The sequence below is a fragment of the Nonomuraea endophytica genome (assembly GCF_014203235.1).
Taxonomy (GTDB): domain Bacteria; phylum Actinomycetota; class Actinomycetes; order Streptosporangiales; family Streptosporangiaceae; genus Nonomuraea; species Nonomuraea endophytica.
The window spans coordinates 1,202,379-1,219,290 of the sequence record NZ_JACHIN010000001.1 but is presented as its reverse complement, the minus strand read 5'-3'; the positions used below and the strand labels follow the sequence as shown (position 1 = coordinate 1,219,290).

Sequence of the window (16,912 nt, the reverse complement as noted above, 5' to 3'; positions counted from 1 at the left end):
TGATGTCATTGTGCCGAAAGTAGCGATTAAGGACGGCCACATGTCAAGCAGAAGCTTCTTAGTAGCGGCTCTCGCGTTCTCCCTCTTGGCGACCGGCTGCGTAGCCGGCACTTCCGGAGCGGCGGAAGGCGGCAACGACAAGCCCTTCGAGGGTGAGGTCGAGTTCTGGACGATCAACCTGAAGAAGAACTACAGCGACTACATCAACGGCCTGATCGCCGACTACCAGAAGCAGCACCCGCAGATCACGGTCAAGTGGGTCGACGTGCCCGGCCAGGAGAGCGCCACGAAGCTGCTGGCCGCCGTGGCCAGCGGCGAGGTGCCGGACGCGGTCAACGTCAGCTCGATCGAGCTGGGCCGGTTCACGCCGTCGCTCGAACCGCTCGACGCCTACTTCACCCAGGGCGACCTGGCCGACTTCCAGCCGAACCTGGTCGAGCCGCTGCGTACCGGCGGAAAGCTCTACGCCGTGCCCTGGTACAACGGCGGCGCGCCCGTCGCCATGTACCGCAAGTCGGTGATGGACAAGGTCGGCTTCGACCCCGCCAAGCCTCCGGCCAGCTACGACGAGGCGCTCGCGCTGGCCGACAAGGTCTTCGGCAAGACCAAGGTCAACGGGTTCAACGCCATCCCCGACCACAACACGCTGCGCTACTACGGCATCGAGCTGCTCAGCCCCGACAAGAAGAAGGCCGTGTTCAACACGCCGCAGGCCGTCGAGGTGCTGGAGAAGTTCAAGAAGAGCTACGCGGCCAAGGGCATCGCGCCCGGCGCCGTCTCCAAGGACATCCGCAACCTCCCCCAGACGCTGGAGAACGGCCAGGTCGCCTTCAAGGCGCACGCGAACGCCGCCGAGCTGCTCAACGTGCAGAAGAACGCGCCCGACGTCTACAAGGACCTGCAGGTCACCGCGCCCGTCCAGATGAGCACCGGTGGCAACCTGCTGCTGGCGCAGCAGGCCTTCTCCATCCCCAAGGCGTCCACGAACAAGAAGGCCGCCGCGGAGTTCATCAAGTACTTCACCAACGGCGCCAACCAGCTGGCCTTCTGCAAGATCGTGCCGATCTATCCCTCGACGGTCTCCTCGACCAAGGACGCGTTCTTCACCGACGTCTCCGGCGACGACCCGATGGCCGCGGCCAGGAGCGTGATCGTGAAGGGGCTGCCGCAGCTGAAGTACACCCCGATCGGCACCAACAAGGACGCGGAGCTGGGCGAGCTGCTCTCCGAAGAGGTGAGGGCCTTCCTCACGGGTACCAAGAGCGCGAAGGAAGCGCTCGACACTGCAGAGAAGCGATGGAATGACGCACTTGCCTAAGCTCAGAGTAGGGATCATCGGCGCCGGGATCATGGGCCGGGGGCACGCCGAGGTGCTCACCGCCCACCCGGACGTCGAGCTCACCGCGGTCTCCCGCAGCCCCCTGGGAGAGGCGGCCGTCTACTCCGACTACCGCGACCTGATCGCCTCCGGCACGGTCGACGCCGTCTCGATCACCACGCCCGACCACCTGCACGCCGACATGATGGTCGCCGCCGCGCGGGCCGGGCTGCACATCCTGGTCGAGAAGCCGTTCACGACCACGGTCGCCGACGCCGACCGCGCGGTCGCCGCCATCCGCGAGGCGGGCGTGATCGCGATGTGCCTGTTCAACCACCGCTGGGTGCCCGCGTACGCGCAGGCCAAGCAGCAGATGGAGCTGGTCGGCGAGCCCGTCGTCGGGTACGCCCGCAAGGACGACACCATCTACGTGCCCACCGAGATGATCCGCTGGGCCGACCAGACCAGCTGCGCCTGGTTCCTGTCCAGCCACGACATCGACCTGCTCAGCTGGCTCTACGACGACCGCGTGGTGGAGGTCTTCGCCACCGCCCGCCACGGCAAGCTGCGCGGCATGGGCATCGAGACCCCCGACGCGATGCAGATCCAGGCCCGCTTCAGCCGGGGCGCCGTCGCCACCTTCGAGTCGGCCTGGATCTACCCGAACACCTTCCCGACCATGGTCGACAGCTACGTCACCGTGGTCGGCGAGGACGGCGTCATCCAGCTCGACCGCCAGAAGGAGAACATCCAGGTGGCCACCGCCAAGGGCTACGCCTACCCGCGCAACATGCTCCAGCGCGTCGTGCACGGCGTGCCCGCCGGGGCCTACCGCGACGCCATCCACCACTTCGTCGACTGCGCGCGCACCGGGACCGAGCCGCTGATCAGCGTCGAGAGCTCGCGCGACGTGACCGCCGTGCTGGCCGCCGCGCACGAGTCGGCCCGCACCGGGCTTCCGGTGAGGCTCGCATGACCGCCTATGTGGAGAAGCCGCCGCATGTGCACCCGACCCGGATGCGCCACATTCCCGACGAGGATCTCCCGGAGCTGGGCCGTACCTGGAGATGGCGGGCGCCCGTCCCCGCGGGCATGCCCGCGGACGCCGCGGACGACCTGATCGGCATCGAGGTCGACTTCCTGGACAAGGGCCACGGCCGCTCCCGCCTGTACGGTTTCCACTACCTGCGCTGGATGACCCCGCTGATCGCCGCCTACTCCGAGACCGGCGACCAGCGCTACGCCGACACCTGGGAACGCCTGTTCCTGCAGTGGTACGCCGACCGCGACCGGGTGGAGGGCGACTGGCCCGGCCTCGACGTGGTCTGGTACTCGCTCGGCGTGTGCGCCCGCGGCATGTACGTCACCCACGCCCTGCACGTCTTCGGCACCGCTCTGGGCGAGCAGTGCCGCAGGGAGATGCTGAAGACCGTCATCGGCGGCGCGCGCTGGTCGGCCGAGGAGCACGACGAGTTCCGCCACGGCAACTGGCAGTTCGCGACCGTCTGCGAGCTCCTGCACCTGGCCCGCGTCTTCGCCGACCTGCCGGAGGCCGGATCCTGGGCCGAGGTCGCGCTGGCCCGCATCCACGAGCATCTGGAGCGCGACGTACGCGCCGACGGCGGCCACCACGAGCGCTCGCCCGGCTATCACGGCATGTGCCTGGACGCGCTCAAGCGGGCCGCCGCGGTCGAGCCGACGCTGGCCGCCCACCCCCGCTACCCGCTCATGCACGACTGGCTGGCCGCGCTGACCACGTCGGGCGGATGGGTGCCGCACCTGCAGGACAGCGGTGTGGTCTGGCCGGTGGACGTCGAGCCGCTGACGGGCCCGGTCAACCTGGAGGCCAGCGGATACGCGGTGCTGCGGGGCGGCGGCTTCCACACGGTAATCAACTATGGGCCGTATGTCGGGCACGAGCTGGAGCCGCACAGCCATCACGCGGCGCTCGACTTCGTGATCGAGGGGTGGGGGGTGCCGCTGGCGTGGGAGGGCGGCGGGCCGCCGTCGTACGACGACCCGGGCTACTACGACTGGTTCCAGGCGACCAGGGCGCACAACACGTTGCTGGTTCCGGGCCAGGAGTATGTAGAGGATCGGAGGGCTTCATGCGACTTGTTCCAGATTTTTCCCGATAAGCAGGTCTTTGAGGGACATCATCATGGCTACGAGCAGCGCCACGACCGGCGGATCGTCTTCGTGCCCGACCCCGGCTACTGGGTGATCTCCGACCGCATCGGCACCGAGGCGATCTGGCAGCTCCACGGCCTGTCGCCCTGGCGCCGCCACGGGGACGGGTTCGTGACGGAGAAGGGTCCCGGGCTGCTGGCCGTACCCCTGGAGGCGCCCGACGAGGTCCTGCACGGGAACGGTCCCGCGCGCATCCCCGACCCCGAGGCCAGAACCGCCGAGTACGGCGAGATCCACACCCTCGGACTGCGCCGCGCCGACGGCCGGTTCACCGTCGGCCTCTTCCCCTTCCGCGACCAGCCCCCCACGATCCCCGACGGATGGACGGTTCATGCTGATCGACGCTGACGCCATGCTCGGCCGGCACCCCCGCAGGGACGTCGGCCAGGGCACGGTCACGCAGGCGCTGGCCAGAATGGACCGCTTCGGCATCGCCGAGGCGCTGGTGAGCCACAGCTGGTCGTGGCTGCACGACCCGCACCAGGGAAATCTCAAGATCATCAGGCTGACGGAGGGACAGCCCAGGCTGCGTCCCTGCTGGGTGATGCTTCCCGACACCTGCGACGAGACCGCGAGCTTCGTCACCTCCGCCCTGGACAACGGCGTCGCCGCCGTCCGCGCCTACCCCGCCGACCACGGCTACGACCTCGCCGGCAAGGACACCGCCCGCCTGCTCGACGCCGTCGCCGAGGCCGGGCTGCCGCTCCTGCTCGACGCGCCGCAGATCGGCTGGCCCGCCGTCGAAGCCATCGCCGCCGCCCGCCCCAGCCTCGCCGTCGTCGTCGGCGGCCTCGGATACCGCCTGCTCAGGCAGGCCGCGGGCGTGCTCGCCCGCACCCCCAACATCCATCTCGGGCTGGCCAACCTCTCCTCCCACTGCGGCCTCGAATGGCTCGTCGAGAGGTACGGCCCGCGCCGCCTCCTCTTCGGCACCGGCGCCCCAGCCAGAGACCCCGCCGAGGCGCTCACCCGGCTCCTCTGGTCGGAGCTGGACGACGAGAGCGTGGCCGCCATCGGCTCCGGCAACGTGCTGGGCCTGCTGCGCCAGGAAGCGAGGGCCGCGTGAGCATCGAGACCGCCGTGTGGAGCCGCCGCCCCCAGACAGGGGTACGGATCGTGGACGCGCACGCGCACGCCGGGCCGTACAGCCTGTTCTTCATCCCCGAGGCCGGACCCGAGGCGATGGTACGCGTCATGGACCGGTGCGGCGTCGCGCACGCCGTCCTGTCCAGCCACCTCGCCATCCAGCTCGACGCCACCGAGGGCAACGCGCAGACCGCCGAGATCGTCCGCGGCGCGCCCGACCGGTTCACCGGGTACCTGACCGTCAACCCGTGGCAGGACCCCGTCGGCGAGCTGGGGCGATGGGGGGACGATCCGTGCTTCGGGGGCATCAAGCTCCATCCTGACCTGCACGACTATCCGCTCACCGGGCGGAGGTACGCGCCGGTGTGGGAGTTCGCGCAGAGGACCGGGTGCCCGGTGCTGACGCACAGCTATGACGGCTCGCCGTACAACGACCTCGCGCAGGTGGAGGAAGTGGCCGTCCGGCACCCCGGGGCGACCATCCTCGCCGGACACGCCGGAGCCACGCCACTCGGCTTCGACCTCGCGATCGAGGCGGCACAGCGACAGCCCGGACTCATGCTGGAAGTCTGCGGTTCCTTCAACACCGGGCCCGACATCGTCAGAATGGTGACGGAGGTCGGAGCGGGCCGGGTCGTCTACGGCTCCGACTTCCCGTTCATCGATCTTCGCATGTCGCTCGGCCGGGTAATCTTCAGTGGCCTCGCCGAGGAGGACCGTGCGGCGGTCCTCGGCGGGACGATGACGCGACTCCTGCAGTGGCGATCCGGACTGGAGAGATAACGATCATGGATCGGTTGCGATCCGAAACACGGTCGAGGGTGGCCATCGGGGTCGTCGGGCCGCCCGACCTGGTCGAGCAGATCATGATGATCGGCGCCGACCTGCCCGCCGCGGCCGACTGGCGGCTGGTGGGCGCGCCGTTGGCCGGCGAGCACGAGACCTACGAGAAGTTCTCCAAGATCGCCGAGAGTATTGACGTGGCTTTGTTTACCGGGCCGCTTCAGTACGACCTTGCTCGGCAGGGTGGCGAGTTTCCCATGCCTGCCACCTTCGTGCCGATGAGTGGGGCCAGTCTTTATGCGGCTCTGTTGCGTGGGGTGCTTGCCGACGGTATTGATCCGGCCCGGGTCAGTATTGACTCCTTGCCTGCGGCTGATGTCGACGAGGCTTATGGGGAGATCGGGGTCGGTACCGCTGGGGTGCATCTTTCCGAGTACGACCAGCCTGAGTCTGCTCGTGGGTTCATCGGCTTTCATGAGCAGCTTTATCGGCAGGGGGCTACTACTGCTGCGCTCACCACGATAAGGAGTGTGGCCAAGGCGCTTACCTCCGCCGGGGTGCCGGTGTTGCGGATGCTGCCTACCTCGCATACTTTGCGGCTGGCGCTGAACACCGCTGCTCTGCTTGGGACGGGGAGCCGGCTGGAAGAGGGGCAGATTGCCATTGCCGTTGTTGAGCTGGCCGCTTCTGCTCGGCCCAGTTATTCGGGGCCCGGTAACTATTGGCAGCAGGAGTTGAAGCTCTCCCTTCACCAGTCGCTTCTGGCTGATGCCCGGGTGATGGGGGCCACTGTGGTGGCGCGTGATGAGAACAGTTATGTGGTTACCGCTACGGTGGGGGCGCTTGCGCAGGCCACTGACGGGTTTCGGGTCGCGCCGTTCATGGATCGGGTGCGGTCGGAGGCTGGGGTGCCTGTTGAGGTGGGGATCGGGCTCGGTACCACTGCTCGGGATGCTGACGCCAATGCGCTGGTTGCCGTCGAAAAGGCGCGGAATGCTGGGGCGGCGGCGGCCTACATGGTCAGTGGGGATGGGACCGTGCTTTCCCTGCCGCTGCGTCAGCGTCGACGTGCCGAGAGCGAGCCGGTGACGGCCACCAAGGGGGCCAAGCTCCTGGAACGGCTGGTCGCCGGGCTGGGTGATGGGCCGGAGGCATTGGTGGTGGATGCGGAGATCGTGGCCGACGTGCTGGCTGTGGCGCCCCGATCAGCGCGCCGGGTTCTGCAGAGCTTGGCGGAAGAGGGGCTGGCTTGGCCGATGCCCCCGGTAAAGGGCTCACAGGCCGGCCGCCCCCGCCAGCCGTACCGGTTGGTCCGCCCCTAAAGGCAGGGATCTCGCTGTCGCCCGGGCGTCCTGCCTGGGCCCACCCGTTGCCCGTTTGGGTGGTCAGCCAGCTGGATCCCACCCCGGACAAAGGTCCTCGCTTCGCTCGGGCGCCTTTGATCGAGCGCGCCTTCGGCGCGCGGCTTGCGCGTTCTGTTGAGCACGGGAGCTTGAGGCGTGGCCTCGGCCGAAATCCGGCTGACTCTCCCCGACCGAACCACCATGGGGTCCACGAGTGGTCAACATTACCGCCATTGGCATAACGCTCTAGCTGGAGACCTTGCGTAGTCCGGAAAGCAGGTCTTCGTTGAAGTCCTTCCAGGAAGAAACTTCGCAAATAGGTCCCAGGGGGTTAATGCGGTCGAGCAGTTGTCGCCGGTGCTCAGGAAATCGTTTCTTGAATTTATCCAGCTTGCGGCCAGAGAGGCCCGAGGCGAGAGCGAGCTTCTCAGCGAGAGCCGCCTTGGGGTCCGGAATCGACTCGACAGCCTTCGGTTTGGGCAGTCCCAGGTCTGTTCGGCCATTGGGATTTCCTGCCACCACTCGCAGGTTTTGCTCGTCCAGCATTAGCCATGCTTCCGTCATACGGATCGGAATCACGCCGACGAAGGACACGCTGGGCATGACAGCGGTGACAGCGCCATCTATCTCTTGTAGGCGGGACCCCCGGCCGTCTCGGTCGGCATCGCGATGGACCACGACAAGCTCGTATTCTCCACCAAGCTCCTTGATGGCTTCAAGCCTCGACTTGATGGTCTTCTGGCGAGACGGGGGCAGCCTTTCGATCATGGGTCGGTGATGACTACGTCGTGCCCATTCTCAATGGCTATACGTCGAATATGGGTTGTGATACCACTATCGCTGGTTCCTTCGCCCAGAAACAGAACACGTAGGATCATATAATGTCCAAGGTGGTTTGAGCCCCTGGTGGCGTTGTGAGGTAGGGGAGGATATCCGCTTTGGTGACCGCTCTACTCCTCGGCCCTTCATCGCGCCATGATCCGGCAAGAGGGCGCAACTGAAGCGCGCGCCTCATGGTGCCGTCGGGGGCTCGACGCATGTCTGCCTCTGCGAAAAGGAGATCTGGCGGATCGACGAGCTGAACCACGGCTGGCGAATGAGTGTTCACGATTATCTGCCGAAATGGGTTGGCAGGGCCTGGAGCATCGTGAGCATCGACCGCCAGGTCCGTGGCCAGTTGGACCATGGCGTTCACGTTGGCGGGATGGATGCCGTTCTCCGGCTCCTCCATGCATAGAAGGCCCTCGACGGTCGGGTCTTCGAGTAGAACGCACAAGGCAAGGAAACGGAGCGTGCCTCCGGACAAACTCCGCGCGGGAAGAGCAAGTCCGCCACTTTCGACAAGTTGCACTGTAAAAAGTTCGCGAACGTCGTCTTGCTCGACTTGGAGTTCTCGCACATCCACGCCCGACAGGTCGGCCAGGCGACCGGCGACGCGCGCATAGACGCGCTCGGGATCGCCGTCCTCGTAAGCGATGCGAAAGAGCGTAGACGCGAGATGGCGGCCGGTTGGATCCATCTGACGCGGGTCGACATATCGATCCGCGGCTCGCAGCGCAGATGGTTCAAGGGCCAGCCGCCGCCAGGACTGCATTTCTCTTCGTGCTGCGAGAACAGTCGGATCGTCACTGCTCGTGACAGTGCTCACAACCGTTGCGGGAGCTCGGGACGCTGCGGCGGGTTTGGGCTGGCCGCGGCTTCCGCCATCCTGATGAATGCTGATGATCGGCTCTCCGCCTGCATCCTTGGTGGTGGAGATGAACGCGACTCCGGCCCGGCGGCCGTGCAGGACGGCATTGCGAAAATGAGCCGAGCTGTGCTTGAAGCGGAGCTTGCTGGGGGCATCGCCCAACTTGATGTGTCGAAGGTTCTCCGCAAGGAGGCTCAGGCGGCCGATCTTTTCTATTCCTCTGGGCGGTACGTATCCCAGTTCAAGCTCGTATCGCAGGAATGTGATCGAGGGAGCCGCTGGGCGCCCGAAGTCGTCTTCGACTTCTCCTGGCACGATCATTTCTGCTGCGAAACGCATGGTATGGGCAGCGCCGGAATGTCCATTCCAAAAGAGATCGCGAGGGTCGCCGAAGCGTTCGCCATGAACTCCGCGGACCTCCTGGGCAGCTTCGATGAGCGATCTGTCAGTCAAAAGGCTGAGAAATTGGATGGCATCAAAAACGTTTGATTTACCGGTTCCGTTGACGCCGGCGATGCAAGTGAAAGGGCCAAGATCCACTTCGAAATTCAGGAGGTTCTTGAACCCGTCAACTTCTAGTCTAGTAAGCATCAGAGCCTTCCCACAGGCACCATCGTAGCGGTGGCGGAAGGATTCTTCCCAGCTTCGGGTTCGGCATGGCGACCGCCAGGTCCTGTTTACGGGGGACCTGGAAGGGCCACCGCGGAAGAGGTTCTGAGCCTGTCGGCATCGAGGTCCCATCTATGCTGCGAAGGCGGAGGTTGTTGCCGCCGCCGTACGACTTCGGCTTGATATTGCTTGCCGATTCTGAGCGGCCGCCCGCATCGTCGAGAGGCCGGAAGCTCTGTGGCTGTCGCCGCGCCAGCTGAAAGCCCCTACTTGGGCAAGGTGAGGATTTCGGCGCTGTCGTCGGTGATGGCGATCGTGTTCGCTGCGCGCCGTACGGCAGCCTGTCACGCTTCGGAGGGTCCAGCCGTCCGCGTCGGTGACGAGTTCGGCGGTGTCGGCCATCACCCACGGCTCCCATGCCTGCAGCAACCCCGGCCGCAGCTTGTAGCCACGGCCGGGCCGTCCTGTGATGGAGATGTGCGGGCTCTGGTGCATCGTCGACCCGATCCCGTGCCCCCGAACTCGGTGTTGATCGAGTACCCCGCCTCGCTGAGCACGGAGCCGATGGCATGAGAGATGCCGCCGATGCGAACTTCGGGGTGGGCGGAGGCTATCCCCCGGGGCGGCGCGCTCGGTCGCGTCGATCACCGGGACACTCTCCGGCGGCTTCGCGTCGCCCACGATGAAGCTGATGGCGGAGTCTGCGGGCCACTCCGCCCTTGGAGACAGCGAGGTCGAGCGTCAGTAGGTCGCCGTTGGTGAGCTTGTAGTCGTTCGGCATCCCGTGAGTGGTGCGTCGTTGACCGCCGTACAGATGCAGTGAGCGAACGGCCCGCGTTCGAAGGACGACGCGTACTCCACGTAGCAAGACTTCGCTCCGGCCTCGACGATCATGGCCTCGGTCTACTGGTCGATGTCCAGGAGGCTCTTGCCTGCCGTGCTCCGGGTCTTCAGCATCTGCAAGGTGTCAGCGACCATGACCCCGGTGTTCTTGGCCCGGGCCACCTCGGTGGGGTTCAGTATCGCGCCTTGTTCGAGGACCAATAACTATACCGGTATTATAATTGGAGCAATGGCTGGGTTGCCGCACTCTCCTGCCGAGGTCGAGCGCGGGCAGTACCTCCGCCGTGCCAGGGGAGAGCGTTCAATGCTCGACACCGTACTGAACACCAGTGTCTTCCCGGAGACCCTTCGGAAGATCGAGCCCGGCCAGGTCGCCACCCCCGCCGTTCCGGCGATCGCCGCGCTCGCCGATGTCCTTGGCCTCTTCCTCAATGAGGTGTAGGTAGAAATCAGCTGGCCCGGCGGCGAGACCAATCCCGGCACCCACGCCCGGTTGGCTTCGTAAGACGTCTAGGAGCTGTTTCTTAGATCTGCTGACCATTCGTGCCTGGCCTATCACGATGAGTGCATGGGTCGAGGTGACTTAACGAACGCGGAGTGGGCGCGGCTCGAGCTGCTGCTACCCGAGGCGGGCCAGCGGGGCGGTCGATGGAATGATCACCGCAGGACGATCAACGGCGTGTTGTATCGGGCCCGCACCGGGTTGCCGTGGCGTGACCTGCCCGAACGATTCGGTCCGTGGATCACGGTCTACAAACGGCATCGCCGCTGGTCGGCCGATGGCACCTGGCAGATGCTGCTGAGTGCGGTCCAGGCCGAGCAAGATGCTGAGGGCCGGGTGGACTGGGACATTGCGGTGGACTCCACCACCGTCCGGGCGCACCAGCACGCTGCCGGCGCGCCCCGCACACCACCCCCGCCGCCCGCACCGGGGCGGCAAAAGGGGGAGGCCGCCGGGACAAACCGGGGCGATCCGGTGCTGGTCGCGCTGGCCGCCCGGCTGGCGGAGGTGGTCAGGCTGGGGAGTGCCTAGGCCGCTCCCGGGGCGGGTTCACCACCAAGATCCACCTGTCCGCGGACGGCCGCTGCCGGGTGTTGTCACTGGTCCTGACACCGGGCCAGCACGGCGACAGTCCACAATTGCAGCCGGTGCTGGGCGCCATCCGGATACCCGACGGGGACCAGGACGTCCGCGCACCCGGCCCGACAGCCTGGCCGCAGACAAGGCCTATTCCTCCCGCGCCAACCGCGCCTACCTGCGCCGTCGCAAGATCCGCCACACCATCCCCACGCCACGTGATCAACACGCCCATCGCCGCCGGCGCGGTTCGGCGGGCGGACGCCCCACCGGCTTCGACGCCGACCGCTACAAGGCACGCAACGTCGTGGAACGGGCGATCAACCGGCTGAAGAACTTCCGAGCCGTGGCCACACGCTATGACAAGCGCGCCTACATCTTCCTCGGCACCGTCACCCTGGCCACCCTGATCATCTGGCTTCGAACCTGATCCAAGAAACAGCTTCCTAGTCGAGCTGGTGGTCGGCCCAGACGTAGCCCGCGGGCAGGAGCTCGGTGATGGGCATTGCCCGCAAGCGGTCCCCGTCGCCGACGATCACCTTGATACCCGGGGAAGTAGTCGAGGAGGACCTGACGGCACCGGCCGCATGGGGGCACGACGCCGCGCTCGCGGTCGCCGACCGCGACGATGGTGTCCAGCTCGTGCGCGCCCTGAGCGGCCGCCGCCCCGATGACGACCAGCTCAGCACACGGTCCGCCGGTGAAGTGGTAGGCGTTCACTGCGGTGATGATCCGGCCGTTCCGGGCACGGGCCGCAGCGGCCATGGTGTGGTTGTCGCCCCGGCAGTGCGTGCGGGCCACGTGCGCGGCGGCCTGGATGAGTTCGTCGTCGATGCCGTGAGTCTAGGTCAGGCGTCGCCTAGGCGGACGCGGGGGCCGTACTTCTGCAGGAGCGCGGCGTTGTGCTCGTCGCCGCCCGGGGTGTTGGCGGAGCGGAAGATCGGGGGAGTCAGTCCGGCGGTCAGGTGGTGGCTGACGACTTCGGCTACCAGCAGCTGGGCGGCCAGTACGCCGGTGAGGTTGGAGATTGGGCAGATCGTGGTGCCGTCGGGCAGGGGGAGGGCGGCGTCGCCGTATGGGGCGCCGTTGTCGATGGTGACGTGTGCGAGGTCGGCGAGGCGCGGGCCGGACGGCACGCGGGACGTGTGCGCGCGGGAGGTGATCGCGATGACCTGGTGCCCGTGGTCCACGGCGAGCTGGGCCATTTCGACGATGGCCGCGTTGCCGCCGGAGTTGGAGATGATGACGAAGACGTCCTCGGGGTGGATGGGGGCGAGGGCCCAGATGCGGGCGGCGAGGCCGGGTTCGCGTTCGATTTTCGGGTCGAGGATGTCGGTGGGGGTGGCGTCGCCGTAATAGGCCACGTCGCGGATGCCGAGCTGGTTGGCGGGGACCAGGCCGCCGGCCCGGCCGACGAGTTCGAGGGCGATGGAGCGGGAGTGGCCGGTGCCGAACGCCTGGAGCACGCCGCCCGCCCTCAGCGACTCGAAGATCAGGGTTCCGGCGCGGGCGATCGCGTCCCGTTCCTTGGTCACCAGTCGTTCGACCGCCGACCTGGCGACCTCCGCGTACGCGTCCTGATCGATCACGCTTCCTCCAAAAGCTGTCGTGCGGTGTCGGCCAATGTCTCGGCGCTGCCGGGGGCGACGGCGCTGACCAGAACCTCGTAGTCCGAACGCTGGTACGCCTCGGCGGTGGGCAGGTAGCCGGGGTAGCCGTTGACGTAGCCGAGCACGGCGATGGGGCCGAGACCGTTCGTGATGCGCTCCGCCACTTCGAGGAACGGCTCGCCCGGTAGGCCGACCAGGCCCAGCGACCCCACTCTGGCCACGCTCACGTCCACAGGGATGGTGTCGGTGAATGGCGGGGTACCGAGGGCTCTGGCGCGTACGCCTTCCAGCCTGCTGCGCGCCAGCCGGGCGGCCACCGGGTCGCCCGTGGCGGTGGCGGTGGCGTAGTCGGCGGCGAGGGAGCCGTGGTCGGCGTCCGTCTGGGCTCGGCGCAGGTCGCGTCGTGCCCGGACTGTCCTGATCTGGTCGGTGCCCGTCCAGGCCCGTTCGCCGGGCTGGGCCAGCAGTTCGACGCAACGGTCGGCGACCAGGCCGCCGAGCCGGTCCAGTTCGGCGGCGTCCTGGCCGAGGCGGGTGAAGCGGGTGCTGACGTTTCCGGCCGCGCCGGTCGCCACCACCGCCCACACACCGTCCCCGAGGCGCGCCCGCAACGCCCTCCGCACCGCCCCCGCCAGGTCCGCGCTGACCAGGAGGTTGCTCGCGGGCAGCACGGTCGGATGCACCGGCAGCACCACGACCACCCCGGCCAGCCCGCTGTCCCCCCACACCGCGACGACGTCCAGCGGCACCGTCCTGGCCGCGTTCGGCCGGCTGCGGTCGGCGCCGACGCCGAGCAACTCACCGCGATGAGCCGTCCCGTCCGCCGCCCGCTCACTATCCACAGCCCTGTGTACGGCGGCGCGCACCGCACCCGAAACCCGCTCCAACCACGGCCCAGGCGTGACCCCACCCCCGGGCACACACCCGGTCTCGGGACCCGCATGGGTATGACTGGCCGCCAGCCACAGCTCACACACCGGTTCGACATCCCCGACCTCTGCAGGGCGCCCCGCGTGTCCGCCCCGCGCCGTGGTCGCGGAGGCGGGCTCGTCCTGTGCCGTCCGTCGTGCGTGCTCGTCCTGCGGCGTGATCGTGGAGGCGGGCTTGGACTCGCCTGCCGTTCGTCCTGCGGGCTCGTCCTGTCCCATCGGCCAGGTCGCGGGCTTGTCCTGGTCTGCGGTTCGTCGTGCGGGCTCGTCCTGCCGCGTCGGCCGGGTCGCTGACGTGCCCTGGTTTGTGGTTCTTGGTGCGTGTTCGTCCAGGTTTACGGCCTGGCGGGCGTACTCGGCCAGGTCGGTGTTGACGCAGATCACGTCGGCCACGGCCAGGGCGAAGCGACGTTCGCCGTCGGACCAGGTGACCGCGCTGACCCGGAGCGGGTCGAGGGTGCCGGTGGAGGGGCCTGGGCGGTCGATGTAGCCGCCCATCGGGGTGCCGTTGGGCACGGGTAGTTCGGCGGAGCCGTATCCCACTCTCACTGAGCTGCCTCGCGGTGGGTCACCGTGGCCAGGGGCGCGTAGAGGCCGAGGTCGGGGGCGGCGGCCAGGCGGGCGGCGCCGGTCAGGCTGTCACCTGCCGCCGGGCATATGCGGGCCTGGGGCAGCCGGGACTTCAGCGCCGACTCGAACCCGGCTCGCAACCGTTCGTCGCGGAGCAGGCGGCCGGTCCAGGCGACGGGTACCTCGCCGGTGAAGTGACGTGCGGCGGCGGCCACGGTGCCCGCCAGCTCCGTGGCCGCCGCGTCTACGATCTCGCCGGCCGCCGCGTCGGTGGCGGCCAGCTCGAACACATGCGGGGCGAAGCGAGCGATCCGCGCCACCGCGTCTTGGGCGAGGTAGAGCCGGTGGGGCAGCGTGGCGAGGTCACCGAAGACCTCCCGCGCCCGCGCCGTCAACGACCCCTCCGGCCCCCGCCCGTCAAAGCCCCGGTAAGCGACATCCAACCCCCGGCGCCCGATCCAGAACCCGCTCCCGGCATCCCCGAACAGAAACCCCCACCCGTCCACCTGAACCGGCGGGGATTCCGCAGCCGCGATGCCGAGGGCGATCGCGCCGGTCCCCGCGGCCAAGACCACGCCGTTCCCGGAAGGAAAGGCGCCCGCGTGCGAGGTGACCACGTCGGTGGTGATGACGACCCGTCGGGTGTGCTCCAGGAGGAGCCGCGCGAGCCGTTCAGGATCGTCGAGGAGCGTGGTGAGTCCGAGGCAGACGGTGTCCACCCCCTTGGGCAACTCCAGGGGGGAAAGCCGCGCGAGCACGGCGTCAGCGGGCGACCCTTCGGCATACGACAGCCCGGCCAACTCTCTGACCTCGCGCACCTGCCCACGAAATGAGAGAGCGACCCGCAGTCCGGTCTGTCCGCCGTCGATCGCCAAGTCCATGACACCCCACCCTAGTTACGGTCCGGGCCGAAATCTAGCCCTGCGATACTCCGTAGGCGAACACCCCACATGCCGCCGAAAAGCGCTACGCAAGGCTTTGGTGCTCGGATACCCGGTATGCGCAGCGATGACATCGACAGGCAGCCCGGAACTGGTCAGCAACCGCCGCGCATGCCGTAGCCGCAACCCGGTCAGATGCCGCAGAAACGTGGTCTGCCGCTCCTCGGCGAACAGATGCGAGATATAGAACGGGCTGGCGCAAACAGCGGCCGCGACGTCAGCCAGCCGCAGCCCGGGATCGGTGTAGTGGTCGGCGAGGTAGGCCTCGGCCAGCCCGAGGATGTCGCGCCTCGGGCTGGAGGGCAGAAGTCGGCCGAGCCGTTCCTTCAGCCAGATGTGCAGGTAGGAGCGCTCGTGGATGTCGCCGACCGTCACGATGTCCTCGATCGGCAGCCGCGCGCTGGCCTCCACCCAGTCGGTCGAGCCGTCGGCCAGCCGCGCCGGCCCCGCCACGTCCACCACGAACAGCAACTGCCCGATGAGCCAGTTGCGCAGAATGCGGGGGTCCACGCCGGGTTCGCGGGCGCACCGGTCGATCCATCCGGCCAGCAGCCCGGCGGCCCCGTCGCGGTCGCCGGCCCGGACGCGGCGGGTGAGCTCCTGCTCGATGCGTACCGGCGGTGTGGGGGCGGTGGGGAGGGCGTGCGCGCCGGGGAGTTCGATGACGCGGTCGCCGCCGAGCACGAGCTTGTAGTCGTTCGCGAGCCTGGCCTCGCGTTCGGCCTCCAGCGGGCCCGATCGGGGCGGGCCGATGCTCACCGTCGCGGTCCAGGCCGTTTCGCGGACGATCCGCGCGCGTACCTCCTCGGCGAGTGTCGCCGCCTCGGACATCAGCGCGGCGGGGTCCGCGCCGGTGAGCAGGACCAGCCACTCCTCAGGTGGCTCCGGGCGCCACGTGACGCCCGGACGGCAGGTCGCCGCCTCGGCCACGGCCCGCGAGGCCCGCCTGAGCTGGCCCTGCGCCCATGGCCGGCCCTGGGCCTGCTCGGAGGCGATGTAGTCGTCGATGTCCACCAGGGCTGCGACGGCGTAGGTCATGCCCCTACTTTAGGCGGACCGAAATTTGACCGTATTGACGAGCGTGCCGACGCCCTCCACCGTGGCCCGCATGGTGTCGCCGTCCTTGAGCGGGGCGATGCCGGCGATCGTTCCGGTGGCGATGAGGTCGCCGGGCATGAGCGTCATCCCGTCCGACAGGTCGGCGATGAGCCGCGGGATGCCGAACACCATCTGCTTGGTGTTGGCCCGCTGCCTGACCTGGCCGTCCACCTCAAGCGTCAGTTCCAGCGCCTGCGGGTCCGGCACCTCGTCCACGGTCGCGAGGTACGGCCCCGCCGGCGCGAACGTGTCGAAGCCCTTGGACTGGTCCCAGGGGACGTTCCTGGAGATGTTGGCCAGCTGGAGGTCACGCGCGGTCATGTCGTTGATCACGGTGTATCCGGCGACCGCCTCCTTCCAGCGCTCCGCGGGCAGGTCGCGGGTCCGGCGGCCGATGACGACGGCCAGCTCCACCTCGTGTTCGAGGTGCCGGGTGCGGGCGGGCGCGATCACCGGCTGGTTGTGCCCGGTCAGCGCGGAGGGCGGCTTCAGGAACAACACCGGCTCCGGCGGCACCTCCATGTTGCTCTCCTCGGCGTGCGCCGCGTAGTTGAGCGCCAGGCAGCAGATCTTGGTGCAGGTGGCCACGGGCGGCTCGAACAGCACGCCGGCCTCGTCCAGGACCGGCCGGCGCCGGGCCACCTCCTCGGTGAGGCGGTCGAGGCCATAGGAGTCCAGGAGCGCGACGGGGTCGTCGGTGCCGAGGTCGGCCAGGCTGATCAGGGCGCCGTCGCGCTGGGCGACCAGCTCGACGGGGGCGGAGGCGGTCCGCCGGATGCGTCCAAGGAACATGGTGTTTACCCCATCAAGCCCGCTGGCCGCCC

The 16,912-nt window shown here is 68.1% G+C and carries 15 protein-coding genes and 2 pseudogenes; 8 read left to right on the top strand and 9 right to left on the bottom strand.

Features of this window, described 5'->3' with window-relative positions; genetic code table 11:
* The first annotated feature begins 85 nt into the window (after nt 1–85).
* Genes HNR40_RS05820 through HNR40_RS05795 form a run of 6 tightly spaced genes read left to right on the top strand, consistent with a single transcriptional unit; the run spans nt 86 to nt 6,699 of the window.
* Complete coding sequence (locus tag HNR40_RS05820) at nt 86–1,318, top strand: extracellular solute-binding protein (RefSeq protein WP_184958881.1); 1,233 nt, start codon at nt 86–88, stop codon at nt 1,316–1,318.
* Complete coding sequence (locus HNR40_RS05815) at nt 1,302–2,294, top strand: Gfo/Idh/MocA family protein (protein ID WP_184958880.1); 993 nt, start codon at nt 1,302–1,304, stop codon at nt 2,292–2,294. The genes HNR40_RS05820 and HNR40_RS05815 overlap by 17 nt, the downstream gene beginning before the upstream one ends.
* Nucleotides 2,291–3,856, top strand: coding sequence for a heparinase II/III family protein (locus tag HNR40_RS05810; RefSeq protein ID WP_184958879.1), 1,566 nt, complete (start codon nt 2,291–2,293; stop codon nt 3,854–3,856). The genes HNR40_RS05815 and HNR40_RS05810 overlap by 4 nt, the downstream gene beginning before the upstream one ends.
* Nucleotides 3,840–4,574, top strand: a complete 735-nt coding sequence (locus HNR40_RS05805) for an amidohydrolase family protein (protein ID WP_184958878.1) — start codon at nt 3,840–3,842, stop codon at nt 4,572–4,574. The genes HNR40_RS05810 and HNR40_RS05805 overlap by 17 nt, the downstream gene beginning before the upstream one ends.
* Nucleotides 4,571–5,377: an amidohydrolase family protein gene (locus HNR40_RS05800; protein WP_184958877.1), complete on the top strand. Its 807-nt coding sequence runs from the start codon at nt 4,571–4,573 to the stop codon at nt 5,375–5,377. Before HNR40_RS05805 ends, HNR40_RS05800 begins: the two co-directional genes overlap by 4 nt.
* A gap of 5 nt (nt 5,378–5,382) precedes the next feature.
* Nucleotides 5,383–6,699, top strand: a complete 1,317-nt coding sequence (locus HNR40_RS05795) for a GTP cyclohydrolase IIa (protein ID WP_184958876.1) — start codon at nt 5,383–5,385, stop codon at nt 6,697–6,699.
* A 267-nt stretch (nt 6,700–6,966) separates the two neighbouring features.
* Here the strand turns inward: HNR40_RS05795 and HNR40_RS05790 are convergent, their stop codons facing one another.
* The 3 genes and pseudogenes from HNR40_RS05790 to map form a co-directional block, all read right to left on the bottom strand.
* Nucleotides 6,967–7,488 (bottom strand): hypothetical protein, encoded by a 522-nt coding sequence (locus HNR40_RS05790; protein ID WP_184958875.1) that lies wholly within the window; start codon nt 7,486–7,488, stop codon nt 6,967–6,969.
* Nucleotides 7,489–7,594: 106 nt separating this feature from the next.
* Entirely contained in the window at nt 7,595–9,001 is a 1,407-nt protein-coding gene (locus HNR40_RS05785) for an AAA family ATPase (RefSeq protein ID WP_184958874.1), read from the bottom strand.
* Between the two features lie 284 nt (nt 9,002–9,285).
* Nucleotides 9,286–9,997 (bottom strand): annotated as a pseudogene (gene map / locus HNR40_RS54235) (type I methionyl aminopeptidase).
* 169 nt (nt 9,998–10,166) lie between these two features.
* Between map and HNR40_RS54230 the strand changes: the two are divergent.
* Entirely contained in the window at nt 10,167–10,304 is a 138-nt protein-coding gene (locus tag HNR40_RS54230; protein ID WP_246508353.1) for a hypothetical protein, read from the top strand.
* A gap of 126 nt (nt 10,305–10,430) precedes the next feature.
* Nucleotides 10,431–11,370 (top strand): annotated as a pseudogene (locus tag HNR40_RS05770) (IS5 family transposase).
* Here HNR40_RS05770 and HNR40_RS57805 read toward each other — a convergent pair.
* Genes HNR40_RS57805 through HNR40_RS05740 form a run of 6 tightly spaced genes read right to left on the bottom strand, consistent with a single transcriptional unit; the run spans nt 11,313 to nt 16,880 of the window.
* Nucleotides 11,313–11,759, bottom strand: a complete 447-nt coding sequence (locus HNR40_RS57805; protein WP_376773455.1) for a hypothetical protein — start codon at nt 11,757–11,759, stop codon at nt 11,313–11,315. The pseudogene HNR40_RS05770 and the gene HNR40_RS57805 sit on opposite strands and share 58 nt — an antisense overlap.
* A gap of 29 nt (nt 11,760–11,788) precedes the next feature.
* Complete coding sequence (locus tag HNR40_RS57070) at nt 11,789–12,529, bottom strand: sugar isomerase domain-containing protein (protein WP_184958871.1); 741 nt, start codon at nt 12,527–12,529, stop codon at nt 11,789–11,791.
* The gene (locus HNR40_RS57065; protein ID WP_184958870.1) at nt 12,526–14,028 is read right to left on the bottom strand and encodes a hypothetical protein; all 1,503 of its coding nucleotides are present in this window, start codon (nt 14,026–14,028) and stop codon (nt 12,526–12,528) included. Before HNR40_RS57065 ends, HNR40_RS57070 begins: the two co-directional genes overlap by 4 nt.
* Nucleotides 14,025–14,930, bottom strand: coding sequence for an N-acetylglucosamine kinase (locus tag HNR40_RS05750; protein ID WP_184958869.1), 906 nt, complete (start codon nt 14,928–14,930; stop codon nt 14,025–14,027). The genes HNR40_RS57065 and HNR40_RS05750 overlap by 4 nt, the downstream gene beginning before the upstream one ends.
* Before the next feature lie 15 nt (nt 14,931–14,945).
* Entirely contained in the window at nt 14,946–16,028 is a 1,083-nt protein-coding gene (locus tag HNR40_RS05745; RefSeq protein ID WP_184958868.1) for a helix-turn-helix transcriptional regulator, read from the bottom strand.
* A gap of 9 nt (nt 16,029–16,037) precedes the next feature.
* Nucleotides 16,038–16,880, bottom strand: a complete 843-nt coding sequence (locus tag HNR40_RS05740) for a fumarylacetoacetate hydrolase family protein (RefSeq protein WP_221339924.1) — start codon at nt 16,878–16,880, stop codon at nt 16,038–16,040.
* Nucleotides 16,881–16,912: the final 32 nt, after the last annotated feature.

Coding starts and splice junctions, on each gene's coding strand:
- HNR40_RS05815 (WP_184958880.1), top strand. CDS start 1,302: ATGACGCACTTGCCTAAGCTCAGAGTAGGGATCATCGGCGCCGGGATC.
- HNR40_RS05810 (WP_184958879.1), top strand. CDS start 2,291: ATGACCGCCTATGTGGAGAAGCCGCCGCATGTGCACCCGACCCGGATG.
- HNR40_RS05805 (WP_184958878.1), top strand. CDS start 3,840: ATGCTGATCGACGCTGACGCCATGCTCGGCCGGCACCCCCGCAGGGAC.
- HNR40_RS05795 (WP_184958876.1), top strand. CDS start 5,383: ATGGATCGGTTGCGATCCGAAACACGGTCGAGGGTGGCCATCGGGGTC.
- HNR40_RS05790 (WP_184958875.1), bottom strand. CDS start 7,488: ATGATCGAAAGGCTGCCCCCGTCTCGCCAGAAGACCATCAAGTCGAGG.
- HNR40_RS05785 (WP_184958874.1), bottom strand. CDS start 9,001: ATGCTTACTAGACTAGAAGTTGACGGGTTCAAGAACCTCCTGAATTTC.
- HNR40_RS54230 (WP_246508353.1), top strand. CDS start 10,167: ATGCTCGACACCGTACTGAACACCAGTGTCTTCCCGGAGACCCTTCGG.
- HNR40_RS05750 (WP_184958869.1), bottom strand. CDS start 14,930: ATGGACTTGGCGATCGACGGCGGACAGACCGGACTGCGGGTCGCTCTC.
- HNR40_RS05745 (WP_184958868.1), bottom strand. CDS start 16,028: ATGACCTACGCCGTCGCAGCCCTGGTGGACATCGACGACTACATCGCC.
- HNR40_RS05740 (WP_221339924.1), bottom strand. CDS start 16,880: ATGTTCCTTGGACGCATCCGGCGGACCGCCTCCGCCCCCGTCGAGCTG.